This is a genomic window from Synechococcus sp. MIT S9503 (assembly GCF_047304175.1).
Lineage (GTDB): Bacteria > Cyanobacteriota > Cyanobacteriia > PCC-6307 > Cyanobiaceae > Synechococcus_C.
Genome location: NZ_CP138955.1, coordinates 1,600,934 through 1,619,601 on the forward strand (window position 1 = coordinate 1,600,934; position 18,668 = coordinate 1,619,601).

The 18,668-nt window shown below is 57.3% G+C and carries 22 protein-coding genes and 1 pseudogene; 14 read left to right on the forward strand and 9 right to left on the reverse strand.

Features of this window, described 5'->3' with window-relative positions:
• Positions 1-486: 486 nt before the first annotated feature.
• A complete protein-coding gene (locus SIB56_RS09145; protein WP_413323650.1) occupies positions 487-723 on the forward strand; it encodes a hypothetical protein in 237 nt (78 codons plus the stop codon).
• A gap of 113 nt (positions 724-836) precedes the next feature.
• Here SIB56_RS09145 and SIB56_RS09150 read toward each other — a convergent pair whose 3' ends face one another.
• From SIB56_RS09150 to SIB56_RS09160, 3 genes are all read right to left on the reverse strand, one after another.
• Complete coding sequence (locus SIB56_RS09150; RefSeq protein WP_413323651.1) at positions 837-977, reverse strand: hypothetical protein; 141 nt, start codon at positions 975-977, stop codon at positions 837-839.
• 34 nt (positions 978-1,011) lie between these two features.
• On the reverse strand, positions 1,012-1,236 hold the full coding sequence (locus SIB56_RS09155; RefSeq protein WP_413323652.1) for a hypothetical protein: 225 nt from the start codon (positions 1,234-1,236) through the stop codon (positions 1,012-1,014).
• 688 nt (positions 1,237-1,924) lie between these two features.
• Positions 1,925-2,128 (reverse strand): conjugal transfer protein TrbI, encoded by a 204-nt coding sequence (locus SIB56_RS09160; protein WP_413323653.1) that lies wholly within the window; start codon positions 2,126-2,128, stop codon positions 1,925-1,927.
• Between the two features lie 265 nt (positions 2,129-2,393).
• On the opposite strand from SIB56_RS09160, the gene SIB56_RS09165 reads away from it, so the two are divergent.
• Positions 2,394-2,975, forward strand: coding sequence for a ferritin (locus SIB56_RS09165; RefSeq protein WP_413323654.1), 582 nt, complete (start codon positions 2,394-2,396; stop codon positions 2,973-2,975).
• A gap of 1,990 nt (positions 2,976-4,965) precedes the next feature.
• Here the strand turns inward: SIB56_RS09165 and SIB56_RS09170 are convergent.
• Complete coding sequence (locus SIB56_RS09170) at positions 4,966-5,124, reverse strand: hypothetical protein (RefSeq protein ID WP_413323655.1); 159 nt, start codon at positions 5,122-5,124, stop codon at positions 4,966-4,968.
• Positions 5,125-5,474: 350 nt separating this feature from the next.
• Here SIB56_RS09170 and SIB56_RS09175 point away from each other — a divergent pair, with 350 nt between their 5' ends.
• Together SIB56_RS09175 and SIB56_RS09180 are read left to right on the forward strand one after the other, a co-directional pair.
• Positions 5,475-6,626 (forward strand): DUF389 domain-containing protein, encoded by a 1,152-nt coding sequence (locus SIB56_RS09175; protein WP_413323656.1) that lies wholly within the window; start codon positions 5,475-5,477, stop codon positions 6,624-6,626.
• 173 nt (positions 6,627-6,799) lie between these two features.
• Entirely contained in the window at positions 6,800-7,813 is a 1,014-nt protein-coding gene (locus tag SIB56_RS09180; RefSeq protein ID WP_413323657.1) for a metallophosphoesterase family protein, read from the forward strand.
• Positions 7,814-7,892: 79 nt separating this feature from the next.
• Here the strand turns inward: SIB56_RS09180 and psbA are convergent, their stop codons facing one another.
• A complete protein-coding gene (gene psbA / locus SIB56_RS09185; protein ID WP_186490358.1) occupies positions 7,893-8,972 on the reverse strand; it encodes a photosystem II q(b) protein in 1,080 nt (359 codons plus the stop codon).
• Positions 8,973-9,165: 193 nt separating this feature from the next.
• On the opposite strand from psbA, the gene SIB56_RS09190 reads away from it, so the two are divergent.
• From SIB56_RS09190 to SIB56_RS09205, 4 genes are all read left to right on the forward strand, one after another.
• Positions 9,166-9,324, forward strand: a complete 159-nt coding sequence (locus SIB56_RS09190; protein WP_413327456.1) for a hypothetical protein — start codon at positions 9,166-9,168, stop codon at positions 9,322-9,324.
• Positions 9,325-9,357: 33 nt separating this feature from the next.
• A complete protein-coding gene (locus SIB56_RS09195; protein ID WP_413323658.1) occupies positions 9,358-9,711 on the forward strand; it encodes a hypothetical protein in 354 nt (117 codons plus the stop codon).
• A gap of 108 nt (positions 9,712-9,819) precedes the next feature.
• On the forward strand, positions 9,820-10,179 hold the full coding sequence (locus tag SIB56_RS09200) for a hypothetical protein (RefSeq protein ID WP_413323659.1): 360 nt from the start codon (positions 9,820-9,822) through the stop codon (positions 10,177-10,179).
• Between the two features lie 81 nt (positions 10,180-10,260).
• On the forward strand, positions 10,261-10,629 hold the full coding sequence (locus SIB56_RS09205; RefSeq protein ID WP_413323660.1) for a hypothetical protein: 369 nt from the start codon (positions 10,261-10,263) through the stop codon (positions 10,627-10,629).
• Here SIB56_RS09205 and SIB56_RS09210 read toward each other — a convergent pair.
• Positions 10,604-11,554, reverse strand: a complete 951-nt coding sequence (locus SIB56_RS09210; protein WP_413323661.1) for an aspartoacylase — start codon at positions 11,552-11,554, stop codon at positions 10,604-10,606. The two genes, SIB56_RS09205 and SIB56_RS09210, sit on opposite strands and share 26 nt — an antisense overlap.
• Before the next feature lie 54 nt (positions 11,555-11,608).
• Here SIB56_RS09210 and SIB56_RS09215 point away from each other — a divergent pair, with 54 nt between their 5' ends.
• From SIB56_RS09215 to SIB56_RS09230, 4 genes and pseudogenes are all read left to right on the forward strand, one after another.
• Positions 11,609-12,598: a glutathione S-transferase C-terminal domain-containing protein gene (locus SIB56_RS09215; RefSeq protein ID WP_413323662.1), complete on the forward strand. Its 990-nt coding sequence runs from the start codon at positions 11,609-11,611 to the stop codon at positions 12,596-12,598.
• Complete coding sequence (locus SIB56_RS09220) at positions 12,595-13,233, forward strand: DUF2301 domain-containing membrane protein (protein ID WP_413323663.1); 639 nt, start codon at positions 12,595-12,597, stop codon at positions 13,231-13,233. The genes SIB56_RS09215 and SIB56_RS09220 overlap by 4 nt, the downstream gene beginning before the upstream one ends.
• Positions 13,234-13,295: 62 nt before the next feature.
• Positions 13,296-13,730: pseudogene (locus tag SIB56_RS09225) on the forward strand (ATP-binding cassette domain-containing protein); the annotation flags it as partial.
• Between the two features lie 180 nt (positions 13,731-13,910).
• Positions 13,911-15,140: an ABC-F family ATP-binding cassette domain-containing protein gene (locus SIB56_RS09230; protein WP_413327264.1), complete on the forward strand. Its 1,230-nt coding sequence runs from the start codon at positions 13,911-13,913 to the stop codon at positions 15,138-15,140.
• Here SIB56_RS09230 and SIB56_RS09235 read toward each other — a convergent pair.
• On the reverse strand, positions 15,121-15,618 hold the full coding sequence (locus SIB56_RS09235) for a hypothetical protein (RefSeq protein ID WP_413323664.1): 498 nt from the start codon (positions 15,616-15,618) through the stop codon (positions 15,121-15,123). The two genes, SIB56_RS09230 and SIB56_RS09235, sit on opposite strands and share 20 nt — an antisense overlap.
• 157 nt (positions 15,619-15,775) lie before the next feature.
• Between SIB56_RS09235 and SIB56_RS09240 the strand changes: the two genes are divergently transcribed.
• On the forward strand, positions 15,776-15,994 hold the full coding sequence (locus tag SIB56_RS09240; RefSeq protein WP_413323665.1) for a CP12 domain-containing protein: 219 nt from the start codon (positions 15,776-15,778) through the stop codon (positions 15,992-15,994).
• Positions 15,995-16,099: 105 nt separating this feature from the next.
• Here the strand turns inward: SIB56_RS09240 and SIB56_RS09245 are convergent, their stop codons facing one another.
• Both SIB56_RS09245 and obgE read right to left on the reverse strand, forming a co-directional pair.
• Positions 16,100-16,282, reverse strand: a complete 183-nt coding sequence (locus SIB56_RS09245) for a hypothetical protein (protein ID WP_413323666.1) — start codon at positions 16,280-16,282, stop codon at positions 16,100-16,102.
• Positions 16,283-16,373: 91 nt separating this feature from the next.
• A complete protein-coding gene (obgE, locus tag SIB56_RS09250) occupies positions 16,374-17,363 on the reverse strand; it encodes a GTPase ObgE (RefSeq protein ID WP_413327266.1) in 990 nt (329 codons plus the stop codon).
• A gap of 60 nt (positions 17,364-17,423) precedes the next feature.
• On the opposite strand from obgE, the gene SIB56_RS09255 reads away from it, so the two are divergent.
• Positions 17,424-18,656: an ABC transporter ATP-binding protein gene (locus SIB56_RS09255; protein ID WP_413323667.1), complete on the forward strand. Its 1,233-nt coding sequence runs from the start codon at positions 17,424-17,426 to the stop codon at positions 18,654-18,656.
• Positions 18,657-18,668 lie beyond the last annotated feature (12 nt).

Consider the following 18,668-nt stretch of genomic DNA (forward strand, 5'->3'; position numbering starts at 1 on the left):
GCCGCTCTTATTGGTTGAATTAGAACTCCCTGAAAGCTAAGTGATGGTTCCCTGCTAATACCACTTCTGGTCATCAGTGACATGGGAAGATATGTGTTATAAGATCAGCGTTAACCAACGTGGTCACTTCTGACAGTTGTGACCATTTCTCTTCCTTCATGATCTTCGGGACTGATTGAAAAATGCCCTGGAGCGCAGCGACCCATGAATGTTTTGCAGTTGTATCCACCATCGCTGAGCAGCAAGTGGAAGCACATCCCCCGATGGAGTAATTCACTGCGGATCAGTTGATTTCAAAGGGGTTAAAGGTAGTGAACCTGGACGAGCACCCGGAGCTGGCCGACGAGGACTGAAATTGCACCTTGATTTGGATTGAACGGGGTCACCCGGTCGAAGTTCCTAAAACCGAACTCCGAAGGACGGTTGGCCCACTTTCAGGCGTGATCAAGCCGGCATAGACCAAAGGAGTTCCACTCGGTGGTACTTATGACAGCAATAACCCTCAACTCCGATCTCACTGCAAAGCAAAGCCGTTGTGCACGCCTTGCAAAAATTGATTTGGATGAAGCCATCTATGAGGCCGCTGAACAGCATCCTGATATCTGGCCACGTGGTCTGATCACCAAAATTGCAAGTGACCTAGGGGTCACCCCGGCGACGGTGCGGCGTGAACGGACCACCCTTTTACCAGGCGTTAAAAGCTCACATGCCCTTGGCTGGTGACCCACGCCAGATGGATCAACATTCTCCGAGGGCTGGCATGTCAAACAATGCGAGCTTCTCCGGTAGGGGTTGGCGCGGACGATTCAACCTCCCCCGGATTGATCTGGGATAGATCACCCATCCGGGCCATTTCGTTCCAGAAGGCCTGATTCCTGCATGCGATGCCGTTCGATCAAGTACAGAACACCCAGAACGCTGCCGCACCAGAAACCGATGATCAGCAGAAATAGCCCGAGGCTTTTCAGAAATTTCATCAGTCGAGCCTCAATATTCTGAAGTCCATCGGGGTCAGCTCGGGTCAGTCGTCACCAACTTGGCCCAGGCTCCGTCTTTCGGGACCACAGGACCGACGGCCATATCTGCTGGCTCCTCGAAGGGAACGCGCCAATCGAGCACCCTGCAGGCCACGTAATCGGACGCTCGATCCGGATCTCGCCGAGAGTTGATGGAGCGCCATACCAACCGCTCGCCCAGAACGGCTCCTGATTCAATCCGCCGCGAAACCACACCCAACAACGAACATTCGGCTGCGTCGTGGATTGCTGAGCAGGCATTGGGTGTCACCCATGGACACGGACGTTAATCGATGTGATCGGTCCTGACATCAGGCTCGAAATCCTACTTACTTAAGTACGCAGCCCAGTCATAGCAAGCGATCTTGGCGATTTTAGTGTATGTTTCCGTGTCAGCCAAACCCCTTGCGAAATGGAGGCCGGGGGCTGGTTCTCCTCTTCAAACGAACCATTCGCCCCGGTTTTGCCGGGCTGATTTTCATGTCCCAAATTTATGGACCCGACTGGATGCCTCCAGACATTGAGGCCGCTTTGTGTTCAGACCTTGGCCCTGCTATTCGCGAAAACTTTGAGTTTGCGGAAGTCACCAGACCACTCGATGAGCTTCATCCGTGGGAGGCGTACTGATTCGTCATCGACCTGACCAGAGAGTTTGGTCACGTCATCGACCCGTGCTGTTGCTGCGCCAGCACCACGATGCAGGGGGCCTTTGAAGTGATGGAGGCCAATGACCGATGGACTGAAGCCGTGAAGGCTTCGGTTCTCCTCTATCCAGGCTGGGACTGATCTTGCTGCTCTTCCCCTCATCCGCTCATGAGGGGGCATTTCAGCAGCCGGACCTGATCTTGTAGTGATCCCACTTGAGGGGTAGAGCGATAGTGGTTCCGATCTGGTCAAGCGGTACTGAACTAATCAGTAGCCGCTAGAAGCAGCTCCAGTTCTCCAATTCCGCAGTGACAGCCATTCCGCTCGCCATCACATGGCTCCATGTTGGGATGCCCTTTGGCACAAGTCTCAGAGCAGAAATGCTGCCCGCCAACCCTGATTGATCGCGATTCTTCAACGCTGCGCTTGCAAAGTGAGCAGTCGCATAAAAGTAAAACTGCAGTCATCACACAACCCTTAGGAACAACTCATCCGTTCTATTGCTTTCAGGGCATCATTTCTTTGGCGGCTAACCGAACACTCAACATCGACGTATCGAAACTGATTCTCAGCAGCAGATTTGCAATCCTGAATATGATTCTCAACAACATATCTACCTTTCTTGAATATGATTCTTAAAAGCATTTTTTAATCCATACTAGTTCGGTTTTTACGCATATCTTCCGCCTTTTTGTGATGTAGAACAGATTCATCCCTCCCAGAGGAAAGCAAATGACAACTTCTGCCATCCAAGCCCCCATCAATGTCCCCACAGGTCCTGCAGGACGTGCAATGGCCGAGCCCATGTCTGCCGAAATGCTCGATCTGATGGAAGCCCATCTCAACCTTGAGCGTCAGTCAGCTGCTGATTATTTCGCTGCTGCTATCTGGTTTGCTGAGCGTGAGTTGACCGGCTTTGCCGAGCACCTGCGTGATGAGGCCAAACAAGAAGAACAACACGCTGCCAAATTTGCTGACTATCTGATCAGCAGAGGCCAGCGCCCTGTTCTCGACACCATCGAGCCACCCCGTCAGCAGTGGAATGATGTGGAGCAGGTGATTGCCAACGTCTTTCGCATGGAAGCTGATGTCACCGCCTCGGTGCTGCAGCTTTATGACACTGCAGAGAAGGACATTGACCGCCGTACCACAGTCTTCCTGGATCCCATCGTTGACGGCCAGCGTCTCTCTGAGCACGAGGCCGCTTACCTGCTGGGTCGCATCAAATTCGCCGCAGGCAACCCTGCTGCCGTGATGATCATCGACGCTGAACTGAAAGAAGGCGAGGCCGAACCCGCCAAGCTCGAAGGCTGATCAATTAGCTCAAAGCCCCAGCTGCTAGCCGACTCCAACAGCCCCGCCCAGTGCGGGGTTTTATTTGGGTGAATTCCTGTGATCAGCTGAGGAGCAAGTTGGGAACTAGTGGATTTCTACGTTCTAAAGAGTGTCAGTCATTTCATTAATTCGATAATGGATAAACGATGCAACAACAAGTGGGCGGTCCTTGTTTGGCATGCCGCCACGATGGCGGAATCAATTGGATGAGGTCGGCACACTGAGATGGTTTGCCACTTCGCCCATGCTCAAAGTCGAGCTGACGTGTCTCCAGGCGTTATCTGATCTGGATCAGATGGAGGCCGCATGGCTCGAGGTCATGAGCGCCGGCGACCCAAAGGGAGCGGCGCAGATCATGGAACTGCTTTTGTCCCACATGGCAATGAATGGAAGGCGTCTGGCAGGAGCAATGACATTGGACCGGCTGGACGCTGAGGAATCGCTTGAAAAGGGTGAGAGCAGTGCTCTCACTTTTGCGTCGAACACTGCTTGCAGAGGTATGCAGAGGCGAGCGGGTGAGAGCGTAAATCCAGTCTCTGACTAGAAGACCCCTGCAATGACTAGGCTCTGGGACGCCTTTATAAAGCGTGGGTCGCCTGTTCAAGTCAGGTCATCGGCTTCGGTGTTGAACCCCGTCGCAGTCGAAGCTTTCGTCTGTGGTGGGTTTTTTTAAATCCTTTTCTGATGCTCTTTGGGAGTTGCGCTCAAGACATCCTCCAGGGAATTGTGGAGAGCTTCCTAACTCTGCTGCCGGCGAGGCTCTAGGCAGGGAATGAAATTGTTGCTGGCTCCTGGTGAGCCGCTGGTCGAGAAGCGGTTTTCATCAACCCACACACAGAAGCGAGGCTTCGCCTGCGAAAAAGAAAACTTTCGACATGTTGCGTCTTTAGATTTCCTTTAGGTTTGAAGGAGAGTTGTCGCTGGGCGCTGCCCTCAGTCCCATGGCCAAGAGTCCCAAGGAATTGGCATTTTTAGGTGGTACCTTCCTGTTCGGCCTTGGAGCCCTGGAGGTGTGCCTGCGTTTTGGCGGGTTTTAAGAGAACAGATGGCCCCCTGAACAGCAGTGTCTGAAGGAGCATCTGTCAGCGCAAAACCTTGGAACAATGAAAAGCCCCGCGGTTGCGGGGCGATTGTCATCAGTTCAGGATCACGAACCTCAGATTGAGCAGGACTCAAGCTTTGTTGGTGACAGGTGAGCCGACGTGTAATCAGACCCTTCAGGCGAAGCAGCAAAGGAATGCTGTGCGTCGTGAAGACGACGAGCTTTGAGCTCTTTTTCTCTGATGATTGCGAGGGTGTTCATGAGAACCTCCTACAGCGCCCCAAACCCCGTTGCCTGTTTGAGATCGAACTGCGCCCCTCTTGGGGCCAACGTTCCTTAAGACTAAATGATCAGGCTGGGAACGTTGGCGTGAACACCGACTGAAGGATGTGAGGAAAACCGCAACAGCGAGAAGATTTCTCAACCATGGTCTGCACGGGTAGGGACACTCGGGCAGAACCACTTGTCTCAGATGGCCTGATGGCATGAACAAGCACTGGGGAGACTGTGATCGTGGCAATGGATGTGTGTGGAGCCGAAAGCCTGGCAAACGGGAGACGACCTGCCAAGGCACTTTCCCGTTATGGTCGTTAGGACTTAAGGACATCCTGTGGGCGATTACACCGTTGCGATTTGGGCCACCATCGGGCTTGTTGTTGTGTTCACAGTACCCGTGGTCTGGCAATTCATGCAGCCAAACGATGACGATTTCGGCGACCTGACCAAACGACCCAAGTGAATCAGAGCACTTCAGGAAAGTGAACTGCAACTTTGAATAAAAATTTTGATAAATAAATCTTCTGTCGAAACATTAATTTCGCGAGTTCCAAATTCACTAAAACTAAAAAGTAAGAGCTTTATTGTTCACGAACAATCAATTAAAAATTCAACGTCAATCAACAATATGACCTTCACCGAAAGATGTACTTACTTTTTTATATTGGTTTTCTTGGGTTTGGAATGACTGTGCTTTGAAGAGAGGTGAAGCAGGTTCGACGCTTTTTCCTGCTCCTCAATTTCCGCCAGTCGCTTCACAAGATCCCAGGTGTCCTGGGCAGACATCTCACCATTGGCTTCCCATTCCAAAGAAGACAGGTCAGAGGGAGACATCTTGATGCAGTCGGTATTGCAATGTAGATGAAAGATTGCTGATTTCTGTGATTACAACAGCAGTCAAACCTTTAATGATTCGGAAATTGGCACCAATGATCACAGCATGATTGATGTGCGATCGATGTCAATGCGATTTGAGTCGTGCATGCAGGCTGAGACCACGATCCCCTGGAGTGGGGGGGGGTGACCTGAGCAGATGCATCGGGGCAAGACTATTGAAGAATCGTGATGGCCGATGAGCCCTTGAATCAGAGGGCTTTCCATCAACAAACCTCGAACGAGCCAACACCAGCCATCAGACTGCGCTGACCGTTGGGGAGTCCATGACTTCGGAGAGCGTCTCCAGCCGCAAAATCAGACAACTTCATCGCAGTCACATGCGCGATGCAGCCTTGGACGAGGTGTACATCGTGCTCAGCATTGGAGCGAGTCTGATCTCCACCCTGGGGCTGCTTGCAAACAGCCCTGCGGTGGTGATCGGAGCCATGGTGGTGGCCCCATGGATCATGCCTCTGCGTGCAGCAACCTTCGCCATCCTGCTTGGGGAAGTGCGACTGCTGGGCCGATCGCTGAGCACATTGCTTGTGGGTGTTGCAACCACCACGCTGCTGTCCCTCATCCTGGGGTGGCTGGCAGGCCTGCCCCAATTCGGAACAGAGGTTCTCACCAGAACTTCGCCCAATCTGCTTGACCTGGGCATCGCGCTCGTGGCCGGTGGATTGGCGACTTACGCCAAGTTACGAAGTGATGCCGTGAGTTCACTGGCAGGCACAGCAATCGCCGTTGCCCTGGTGCCACCGGTCTGTGTCATGGGATTGCTGTTGTCACATCAGCAGTGGAGTGACGCTTCAGGTGCGGGATTGCTGTTCGCAACAAACCTGCTCGGTATCCTCACGGGAGGTCTTGTGCTGATGGCCTGGAAGGATTCGGAATTCCGACACGTGCTGCGCCGGAGTCGGCTCAGCGTGGCCAGCTTCACACTGACCGGCGTACTGCTCATTCCACTGGGGAGCAGCTTCATCAGCTTGCTGAACAAAGCCAATCGAGAAAATCGTCGTTCCATGGTGGAGCAAACCGTTCGTAAATTCCTTGTGAATGAAACTCTCACCTTCAGCGATCCCGAATTGGTCGATGTTGAACGGGTTGATATTGATTGGAGAAAAAATGAACTTGGGGAAAAAAAAGAAGAGGGAACTATTCTCGTCATTGTTCGTATAACAGATCCTGAGCTGCCGAGTTACAAACAGGTCACCTTGGTGCAGGAGGAGATCAACAAACTGCTTCAGAGCAACTACCAGCTCATTGTTCAACGCTCTGCTGTCGATGTGGTCGGACCGAAGCAGATCATCCCTGACCCTCAGGAGCTAGAGGAAGCTGAAATCAACCGGTCTGCACAGACCGATGAGGATGGAAATCCCGACTCCGAGATCAGCCTGCCGATGCCAAAAACCAATGATGGTGAGGATGGGCCATGACTGTTTCAGTCAACCGAGACCATCTCATCGCTGTTTTCTGAATGAATTCCGGAACCCAACTTTCAACAGTTGCTTTGGCATCTAGAGCCTGCACGGATGAATGCCAGCCATAAACTCTGCACATGTGGCGATCCGGACGTCGATCATTTCTGCAGTTAGTGGCTGGTGCTGCCTTGTCAGGCAGCACTCTTGATGTTCTGCTTCGAGCAACGGACTCTCAAACGCTGGGGCCGGCATCAGATCAGGCTGCCCTCACTTTGAAACTTGGGTTGATCAGCGATCTGAACGGTTCCTACGGAAGCACAAGCTACGGCAGCGCCGTGAAGCGTGGGGTGAGCTTGCTAGTGCAGCAACAACCTGACCTGGTGCTCTGCGCTGGAGATATGGTGGCCGGCCAGCAGAGATCGTTGACGAGCGCTCAGTTGCAGGCGATGTGGGCCGGGTTTGAACACTCGGTCCGATCCCCTCTCGAGCAGGCAGGGATCGCCTTGCTTCCTGCCATTGGCAATCACGACGGATCAAGTCAAAAACACCAAGGTCACTGGGTTTACGCACGGGAACGCGAGCAGGCCGCCCTGTTCTGGAACAAACATCACGGAGATCTGAGCTCCGGGTTCATCGATATGGACCTCTTCCCTTTTCAGTACGCCTGGAGACGCCCCGGTCTCTATGTGGTTGTCATCGATGCGTCTTCGGCCAACGTTGATTCCTCCCAGCGCCAGTGGATTGAAACGGCACTGAATTCAACAGATCGCAACCCTGACGATCTTTGTCTGGTCATGGGTCACCTGCCACTGACCGCCTTCAGCGAAGGGCGTGCGCGCCCTGGAGAATGCATCGCTGATCCTTGTGGTCTGGCTGATCTGCTTCGCCGGTCTCGGGTTGATCTGGTCATCTCAGGCCATCACCATGCCTGGTATCCCTCTGAATCCATGGGGCTGCGCCTGCTCAGCCTGGGCGCGATGGGAAGCGGCCCACGCAGGATCATCGGGAGTGGTGTCACTGCACCCCCATCACTGACGATCCTCGAGTGGTCTCAAAACAACAATCTGGTCGAAGAAATCAGCTTTGATCTCAATACTCTCCAACCGCTGCCCAACGACCGGCTGCCCGGGAGTCTGAATGTGCCTGGATTTGCGCAGGCTCGACGTCGCGCCACTCAATGGCAGCGTGGACCTCTGAATTGAAAACAAGCCATCAAAAAGCCCCCTCTCACGAGGGGGCTTTCCGATTCAGCTAAAGCTGAATCTCTTGGAGACTTCAGCCTCAGCCGATGGCGGGAGCTTGCAGAGCCACAGGAGTGGACTCAGCAGCAGCCAGGTCGAGGGGGAAGTTGTGAGCGTTGCGCTCGTGCATGACTTCCATGCCGAGGTTGGCGCGGTTCAGAACGTCAGCCCAGGTGTTCAGGACGCGGCCCTGACCATCAAGGATGGACTGGTTGAAGTTGAAACCGTTCAGGTTGAAGGCCATGGTTGACACGCCCAGGGCGGTGAACCAGATGCCGACAACGGGCCAGGCAGCCAGGAAGAAGTGCAGGCTACGGCTGTTGTTGAAGGAGGCGTATTGGAAGATCAGGCGACCGAAGTAACCGTGGGCAGCCACGATGTTGTAGGTCTCTTCCTCTTGGCCGAACTTGTAGCCGTAGTTCTGGGACTCGCTCTCAGTGGTCTCGCGGACCAGGGAGGAGGTCACCAGTGAGCCGTGCATGGCGGAGAACAGTGAACCACCGAAGACGCCAGCCACACCAAGCATGTGGAAGGGGTGCATCAGGATGTTGTGCTCAGCCTGGAACACCAGCATGAAGTTGAAGGTGCCGGAGATGCCGAGGGGCATGCCGTCAGAGAAGGAACCCTGACCGAAGGGGTACACCAGGAACACGGCGGAGGCAGCAGCCACAGGTGCGCTGTAAGCAACGCAGATCCAGGGGCGCATGCCGAGGCGGTAGGAGAGTTCCCACTCGCGACCCATGTAGCAGAAGATGCCGATCAGGAAGTGGAAGACAACCAGCTGGTAAGGACCGCCGTTGTACAGCCACTCGTCGAGAGAAGCAGCTTCCCAGATGGGATAGAAGTGAAGGCCGATGGCGTTCGAGGAGGGCACAACAGCACCGGAGATGATGTTGTTGCCGTAGATCAGGGAGCCGGCGACGGGCTCACGGATGCCGTCGATGTCGACGGGGGGTGCTGCGATGAACGCAACGATGAAGCAGGTGGTGGCAGCCAGCAGGGTGGGGATCATCAGCACACCGAACCAGCCCACATAGAGGCGGTTGTTGGTGGAGGTGACCCACTCGCAGAACTGCTGCCAGCCATTAGCGCCGGAGCGCTGCTGAATGGTGGTGGTCATGAGAACGGAAAAGAATGTCTCCGAGGAGACGGTTACGGAAGGGCAGGAAGCCCTGCCAACGCTGATTGTAAAGCAACATTGCGCAAGATGTCGCCTGCTTTATGAAGCCGACATGAAGAACCGTTGAGAACTTCCACGGGCGAGCGCAGGGGAAGGAGCTCAGCCCTAAAGGATCGCTTAAGATTCTCAGGGTGTGTCTCAGGAGACGCTTGTGGTCCTGATTCGTTGGTTGATCGCAGGGCAGCGTCTTGAGGAAACCGTCCCCACAAAGGACGCGCGCCACAGGCGAAATGAACTGGAAGCGCAGGGCGCTGTTGTTTATTGGAGTGAACGACTGGTCGAAACGGGCTGATCGCCCAGACTGCCTGCAACAACAGATGCGGTCATGCTCCCGATTTCAGCCCCCGCCGTTCGATCGCTTGCCATTGCTATCTGCGCCGTCACGACAGTTGCTCTGATCAGTGCTTGCTCGAGGGGACCAGGCGAACAGCAGACGACAGACAAAAATATTGACGCCGAGATCGGTGCATTGACCACACGGATGGATCAGCTTGAGCGTCGGGTGAGTGAAGGCATGCCCGGCAGCGACGACAGTGGAGAACGCGTCCCCCCGGGGCCGATCAAATCGATCACATTCCGCAGTGGTACTGCCGACGACAGGCTGAGAATTTATTGGGAGGACGGCAAGGTCAGCAATCTTCCCTGCACGCTCGAACAGGGCACCTGGGCCTGCGGTTAAACCTCTGCAAAGGGGAACGAACAGTCACAGACAGACATGGTTTCGCGGGTTCAGGAAACGCAATTTTCCGACGATTGGCATCAGGCTGGGGTCCCGTCAACCAGATTCATGAACCGATTGCTCTTTGCGGCCACCGGTCTTGTTATCTCACTGAGCGGCACCGGTGCATTGCAGGCTGCACCCGCGCTGCCGCTCGCACAGCCCAAGGCGGCGAACCTTGCCAGGATGAGAGCGGAATCTCTCAATGGTGGTCTCGGCTCTTACCGCGCAGCGGCCTGCATGTACGAAACCGGAGCAACGTCCTGTCTGATCTCCAGATCAGACGAGGGATTTCTGTTCGGCTTCCGCGGAGGGTCACCAGGATGGGAACAGCAGACTCCACCTGATCCCACTCTGGAAACGGAGGTTCTTGTCTCCCGTGATGGGGACAGAATTCTTGCCGTTCCCTACAACGGGCCGATCCGCTGATTCAGTCGGTCAAAAGACCAAAACGGATTGGTTGACAGACGCGGGTGCTCTGTCTCCGATGGGAGAGTCTTCTCAAAGGTCATGAACCTCTCTTCCCTAACCGCACTGGCTGTGATCGCCGGAACAGGGGCTTTTGCCGGTGCCCCTGCGCTGGCACAGGCTCCGGTTCCTGCATCCCAGGTGCGAGCGCTCAATCTTGCTCGCAACACAGCTGTGACAGAAAACGGTGGGCTCAGTGTCTATCGCCCTCAGCCCTGCATGTTCCAGACCAGTTCCGGCGGTGGAGATTGCCTGGTGGATTCCTCCCCCAGTGGCTACACCTTCAGCTTCCTGGGCGGAAGTCCTGGATGGCCTGAGAATGGCAGTGACGCCACGACGGAAACAGAGATTGAGATCACTGCAGACGGCCGCAGCGTCATCAGCATCATCTACAACGGCTCCCCTCGCTGATCCCCATCAGCAAGAGGGCTAAGGCCTCTGTCCAGGTTTCCGACAGAGGCCACTGTTCACGACTTGTGAGACTCAGAGCAATGGCCTTTTCCGCGTAGGCCGCCTCGTTGATGAACACCGGAACAACCCCATCAGGTCCCTCGAAGGCGAGAGTTTTCCCATGCGCATCTACAAACAGAGGATCACCGCAGCGCAGGGGAATCCAGTCACGATCCTGCCGCAGGGGGTGAACAAGCGCTGCCGCCTCACCAGCGTTATTTCTGGGCAGATCAAGGCTTCTCAGATGGCGGTGAAGCAGGAGCTGACTGGGATAGCGGGCTGCCCCGGAGAGCACGTCGGCAATCGCCTGAAACACAGCCTGAAGCGCCAGCTGAGATTGCTGGACGATGTCATGCCGTCGCACACCCTGAGGGACAGGACCCACCTCGATCACAAGCCCGCAGGGCCAGCGCTCCACCATGAAGCCCTGCTGAGCTGAATCGGCTTCATGCAGATAAACCTGAAGACCGAGCGAGGACTGAATCAGTGCCGCCAGAGCCAGATCAGCTGGCCTGCGGCCGTAGACCACCAGGCAGTTGCCCATGGCTGATGTGGTGCTGTGCAGGTCAACCACGAGGTCACAAGGAGTTCGCCCCTCGGGGCCGAACTGACGCAACAGTTCCAGAGCTCTCAGCATTTCTCGATCGGATTGATCGGGATGCGCCGCGCTTTGCTGCAGAAGATCGGGTCGGAAGGAACGATTGAGATCGCGATCGCAGTAACGACGACCCTTCGCGCGGGCCTCCGGATTGCCGATGGCTGTCTGAACAACACAGCCAAAGGTATCGACCATGTCATGCCGAGCCGCCCATTGATCCAGAAGCCAGAGGCCATTGACCTCGTTGCCATGGGTACCTGCCACCACCAGCACTCGGGGGCTTGCCATCAGTCGCTGCACTCACCCACAGCCTGCAGGACAATTCCCTGAAACGGAACCGTGATGTCGATTCCTCCACTGATCGTTCGCAGCGTCCGTCAGAGCTGGCAGTGGCAGTGGCAGCGCCTGATGTCCGGCCTGGGTCCAGCGGATGATGAAGGCAACTACCTCAGGCCTGACAGCGCGCCGCTGCAGACCTCGTTGCCGGAAGTCGAGGATCTTCAGAAGCGGCAGCCGGAGCGTCGACCCCGGCTGCTGATCGGACGAAGCTGTCCGTGGGCACATCGCACCTGGCTGATCGTGCAACTGCGTGGGCTTGGGAACACACTTGAGCTGCTGACCGCCAAGGCTGATCACCAGGAGGGGCGATGGCGCCTTGAGCCCAGCTGGCTGGGCTGCTCCACTCTGCTGGAGCTCTATCGCCGCTGCGGAGCGGAACCGAGCCTGCGGGCAACCGTGCCGGTGCTGGTGGATCCCGGCCGCAGCGCGCAACACAAACCACGGCTGCTCGGCAACGACAGCACACCCCTGAGTGAGGCGCTGAACCGCTGGCCTGCAGCACCTGAAGCACCGGACCTTGCACCTGAAGGACTGCGAAAAAAAATTGCGAGCTGGCAGCAGCTTCTGCAGCCGGCTGTGAACGACGGGGTCTACCGCTGCGGCTTCGCGCGGAACCAGGCGGCTTACGACCGGGCGAGTGTCGCCATGGTCGAGGCCCTGGAAGAGCTGGAACAAAGCCTCCAGCATCAGGGCCCATGGCTCTGCGGTGAACAACTGACCCTTGCCGATGTGCGTCTGTTCCCAACCCTGATCCGCTGGGAGACGGTCTACGCCCCTCTGTTTGGCTGCAGCGCCAGGCCCTTGTGGACGCTGCCTGAACTGTGGAAATGGCGCCAAAGGTTCATGGCCTTGCCTGGAGTTGAAGACACCTGCGACGCCGAGGCCTGGCGACATGACTACTTCGGCGCACTGTTTCCCCTGAATCCCGGTGGAATTGTTCCGGACGCTCCGAAGCTGAGCACACTGGTGAACAGCATCACTCCTTCGCCATGACAACCGCCGATCCGCAGTTCGACGGAATGTATGGACCTTTCACCATCACGTCGAAGGACAGAGAGGAGGTTCAGCGTTACAGGATCTGTCTGCTGATCAGCGGCATATCACTGAGCGCCGGGCTGCTGCAGTGGTGGCAGGTGGGTGGACAGTGGGCATGGCCTTGGCTTCTGCCTCTTGGCCTCAGCCTCGGGCTGGCCCTGCAGTGGATTCATATCTATCTGCGGCCGCTGCATCGCGCGCTGCAGCTGTTCTGGCTGATCGGCTGTCTGGGGTGGCTGTTGCTGATGCTTCAGGCATCAGCCAATGAAGCCCTCGACACGCTGGCCAGCCAGCCCCTGTGGCTCCTGGCTGTTGGACCCATGTTTGCGGCGCTCACCGGCATCGGCTTCAAGGAGTTCTTTTGCTTCCGGCGTCCGGAGGCCATCGGCCTCACACTGCTGCTTCCCATTGCGCTTCTGGGACGGCTGCTTGGACTGATCGGCAAGGGCCCCTGCTGGATGTTGGTGCTGGTTGCCGGCCTGCTGATGATTGTGCTCGCCATCCGTAAGTTCGGCATGGAGGCGGCAGCCGATGTGGGAGACAAGAGCGTGTTTGCTTATCTGGACGCGCAGCGCGAGGTCGCAGGCCCGTGAGTCTGATCAGCCTGATTGATGCCTCCAAGGATTTCGGGATCCGCACCCTCTTCGAAAACCTGACCCTGCACATTCGCGAAGGTGACAGGGTTGGACTGATCGGACCGAATGGCGCAGGTAAGTCAACCCTGCTGCGGGTGCTCTCAGGGAAGGAACCTCTTGGGGGAGGGCAACGACGCTGCCCCTCCCGTCTGAGAATTGAGCTCGTCGGACAGGACAGCACGGTGGAGCCTGGTCTCACCGTGCTGGAACAGGTGCTGGCCGGCTGCGGAGAAAAGCGGGAGCTGCTGCTGCGCTTCAGCGCAGTGTCGGAAGCGGTGGCCCGGTCTCCTGAAGACACAACACTGATGAGCGAACTCGGTGCTCTGAGCGAGCGCATGGATGAAGAGGGGGCATGGGGACTCGAGCAGCAGTGCCAGGAAGTTCTGCAGCGCCTGGGGATCAGCGATCTTCACCGCCCCGTGGAGGATCTCTCCGGGGGCTATCGCAAGCGGGTGGGACTGGCTTCGGCACTGGTGGCCGGCCCTGATGTGCTTCTGCTCGATGAGCCGACGAACCACTTGGATGCAGCGGCTGTGGAATGGCTGCAGAGCTGGTTGGATCGCTACCCCGGGGCTGTGGTGCTCGTCACCCACGACCGCTACGTGCTTGATCGGGTCACACGCCGGATTATCGAAGTGGAGCGGGGACAAGCTTCCAGCATTGACGGAAACTACAGCGCCTATCTGCAACGAAAAGCTGATCAGGAGGTTTCAGAAGCTGCGGAAGCCGCCCGCTTCAAGAGCGTGATGCGCCGGGAACTGGCCTGGCTGCGCCAGGGCCCCAAGGCGCGCAGCACCAAGCAGAAAGCCCGCATCCAGCGCATCGAGGCGATGCAGTCCGCGCCCGCGAAAACCATTCGCAGCCAGCTGGAGATGAGCAGCGTAAGCCGGCGGATCGGCAAACTCGCGATCGAAGCGGAGGATCTGATGGTCACCGCGGATGGCCAGCCCAACGGTCCGGTGCTGCTGAAAGACTTCAGCTACAGCTTCAGTCCGGAGGATCGGGTCGGCATCATCGGCCCGAACGGCAGCGGCAAATCCACCCTGCTCGATCTGATCGCAGGACGACGGCAGGTGACAGGCGGCAGCCTTCGCCTCGGGGAAACGGTGCATCTCGGTTACCTCGATCAGCACACCGATGCGCTCAGCGAAGGTCGTGGACTGGAGCGCAAGGTGATCGAATTCGTCGAAGAGGCCGCCTCCCGCATTGATCTTGGAGCTGAGCAACTGAGTGCCTCCCAGCTGTTGGAGCGATTTCTGTTTCCCCCCGCCCAGCAACACAGCCCGCTGAGCAAACTCTCAGGAGGGGAGCGACGCCGGCTGAGTCTTTGCCGGATGCTGATCCAGGCACCCAACGTGCTGCTCCTGGATGAACCCACCAACGACCTGGATGTTCAAACTCTGAGCGTTCTGGAAGACCTGCTCGAAGACTTCCGCGGCTGCGTTGTGGTGGTCTCTCATGACCGCTACTTCCTCGATCGAACCGTGGATCGTCTGTTCTGCTTCGAGGCTGGACGTCTGCAGCGCTTTGAAGGCAACTACAGCGCCTTTCTCGAGCATCAGCGCGAGAGGGAGAAGCTGGCTGCCGGAGAAAGCACATGTCAGCGTTCCAATCTTGAAAAGCCGCGCAAGCCCCGGGCCCTGAAGAACCAGAGTCCTCGTCGACGCAGCTTCAAGGAGTCGCGCGAACTGGAATCCCTGGAGAGGGAACTGCCTCAGATGGAGCAGCGCAAAGCAGACCTGGAACAGGCCATCTCCGCCGGTACGGGGGACCTGACAAGCCTCAGCCATGATCTGGCTGGCCTGCTGGAAGCTCTCGAAAGCGGAGAAGAACGCTGGTTGGAACTCAGTGAACTGGCTCCCTGAGAGAGCGACGGCGGCGCCTTGGGTGCAACAGATCCTCCCCTGACTGCCCCATCAGATCCGCACTGGTCTTCAACATCGGCACAGGACAGCTCAAGGGAGTGGAAGGGCGGCCGCTCCAGGGTGCAGGTCTTACTGCACGTCCGGCAGCTTCAGCCAGCTTCATCACAGTGGGTCTGTAATCGTCTGCCGAGCGATGCAGAGCCATCTGGTCACCCATGCGGCGCAGATATAGATCGTGAGACCAGAGAACCTGGTTGTGTTCAAAGGCCTCGCAGGCAGCCTGCAGTGAGTTGAAACGCTGACTGACCAAGCCTGACGGTGCACATTGCTTCCAGTCGAGAACCTCCTGGAAGCTCAGACCGCAGCGCCACTGACGCTGTTCCGAGAGGTAGCAGAAGTTTTCCGGACCATTGATCCAGAACATCCGTCCCTCTTCATCCATGAAATGGCGGCCCTGTCGTTGCCTGATTCGCACCATGACCACGAACCCTGTCTTCTTTGCTGGTAGCCGAGGTCACTCGATCACGGCATGAGTGTTGATACGGAAACGAGGTCGGAGGCTGAGCGGCTGGCAGCACAGCGCAACGGCCGTATGGTGTGTGCGTCGACATTGGCCTGGACACGCCGAAGATTCCATGAAATCCATCGACGAACACATCAAGAAGGACCAGAGCGAACTCGAAGCGGCCAAGGCTGAAGGAAACGATGCCAAGGTGCGCCACTTCAGCGAAGAGCTTGAGTCCCTGCAGGACTACAAGAAAGAGCACCCCGGCGACAGCCACGATCCGACGCCTCTCGAGCTCTATTGCGAAAACAATCCTGAAGCTGATGAATGCCGCGTCTACGACGATTGAGTCGTGTGTGTTGGCATTACCTCAATCAAAAGGCGGGGAGTTATCCCCGCCTTTTGATTGAGGAGGAGGGAGGATTTCTAAGGAAATTAAGAAATCCAGGCTCATTCACTGCTCCTCGTTGAATTCAGCAGGACTGCCGGTGAGGCTGCAGACCACTGCCTCCTCTGGCTTCATCTCATGAACGTTCGCAATTGGACGGCCGCGGCGACGCAGAGCCTCGATTTGCTCCGGGGTTTGACAACGGGCGATCAACTGGCCCTTGGCGTCGAAACAGGTGAAGAAGGTCATCGGACGTTCTCTCGTTGATTCCGTTATCGCCACGCCGCAGCGAAGGCACAAGTGCTGATGAAGCTCCCAACACGGTTCGCGACAAACGGCGTCAGACCCCGAGCGCGTTCCAGACCTGATTCAACAATTCATTGAGTCCCTGGCCCATGACCGCTGAAATCAACAATGGCTTTCGACCACTGATCTTTTCAAGAGAAGCCGACAGCTCATCGCGGTCTGAAGCATCAATCAGCTCCAGCTTGTTCACCACAAGCAATCGCTGCCGATCAACCAGTCCATGGCCATAGGCCTCCAGCTCCTTCTCCACAACCTTCAGATCTCCCAGGGGATCATCCGCACCTCCATCAACCACATGAATCAGCAAGCGGGTGCGCTCGATGTGGCGGAGAAAATCATGACCGAGTCCTGCGCCCTGGGCGGCACCGGCTATGAGGCCGGGGATATCGGCGAAAACAGTGCCGTCTCCCGTCGGCCTGCGCACCACACCGAGATTCGGAACCAGGGTGGTGAAGGGGTAATCGGCAATCTTGGGGCGGGCTGCGGACAGCACGCTGATCAGCGTGCTTTTACCCGCATTGGGCAGTCCGATGATGCCCACCTCCGCCAGCAGCTTCAGTTCCAGTTGCAGAGGCCACTCCTCGCCGTCGCGGCCCTCGGTGCACTTTTCTGGTGCGCGATTGCGGTTGCTCAGGTAGTGGGCGTTTCCAAGACCGCCGCGACCGCCGAAAGCCACTGTGAGCTGCTCTCCCGGTGCGGTGAGGTCACCCAGCAGCATGCCTGTCGTGAGATGCCTGACCTCGGTTCCGCAGGGCACATGAATCACCAGAGACTGAGCGGAAGCACCGGTGCAGCGATTGGGGCCGCCGCGACGACCGTCAGTCCCAGCGAACAGCCGCTTGTACTTGAAATCCAGCAATGTCTGGAGATTGGAGTCGGCCTCAAGAATCACGTGGGCACCATGCCCTCCATCCCCGCCTGAGGGACCACCGGCAGGAACATACTTTTCACGACGGAAGGCCACGATGCCGTCACCGCCGCGGCCGCCACGAACAGTGATGCGTGCCTGGTCGATGAACTGCACGAAAAGCTTCGATTGCGGCCAGCCACCAACCCTAGGATCGCGGGGCATCGGAGATTGAGCTTGGCAGGCGTTCGCTTCGAAGCGCTCAGCAAGAGCTATCCAGGGCGAGGTGGAGCCGACCGCGTCGAGGTTATTCGTGATCTCTCTCTGTCCATTGAGGACGGTGAATTCCTGGTTCTGGTGGGACCTTCAGGATGCGGAAAAAGCACATTGCTGAGGCTGATGGCAGGCCTTGAGACCCCATCCGGCGGCGAAATCCTTGTGGGGCAGCAGGCCGTGACAAGGCTGAGACCGGCCAGGCGCAATGTGGCGATGGTGTTCCAGAGCTATGCGCTCTATCCGCATCTCAGCGTTCGCGACAACCTGGCGTTCGGGCTGCGGCGCAGCCACCGCCGCAATGCCATCGAGCAGCTCCAGGATCAATTGCACCGCAGCACGAACAAGCTGCCTCGCATGCTGCGGGTTCGCTCCGAACGGGAGGCCGATGTGGAACATCGGGTGCTGGAAGTGGCGCGGGCTCTCGAACTGGATCAACTGCTGGACCGGCGACCCAAGGAGCTTTCCGGAGGTCAGAAACAACGGGTGGCCCTTGGGAGAGCCATGGCGCGTCAGCCAGCTGTTTTTCTGATGGACGAACCGCTCAGCAATCTCGATGCAAAGCTGCGCGGCAGCACCCGCACCCGAATCGTGGAACTTCAGCGGCAGCTGGGAACCACCACCTTGTACGTGACCCACGATCAGGTGGAGGCAATGACCATGGGCCACAGGATCGCCGTGCTCAATCAGGGGCGTCTGCAGCAGCTGGGCACGCCAATGGAGCTCTACCGCTGGCCATCAAATCTGTTTGTGGCGCAGTTCATCGGCAGCCCACCCATGAATGTGCTGCCGGTGAAGGTGGGTCGCAGCCAGACACTTCAGCTGGGAGACCGACGTGTGAGCGTGGAAGGTCCACTCGCCGAGGCCATCGCAGGCCTTGAGGGAAGACAACTGAATGGCGGCATCCGCCCAGAAAATCTCAGGGTTGCCCCCGCCACCAACCGCAATCTGCAGGCGGATGTGAGTCACAGCGAAGTGCTCGGCAATGAGCAGCTGATCACCTGCAGGCTGCTCGATGGAGGGCATCTGGTTCAGGTGAGAGCCGATCCGGGCCTGAAGGCCATCGCAGGCGAGCGTCTCCATCTGGATGCCGATCCCCGTGGATGGCGCCTGTTCGACGACGCGGGAGACGCCATCCCCATGGCCCCCACATCATCAGAACGGGATGAAACACCGGTGCTGCCTGATCTGCACTGACTTTGAACTGAC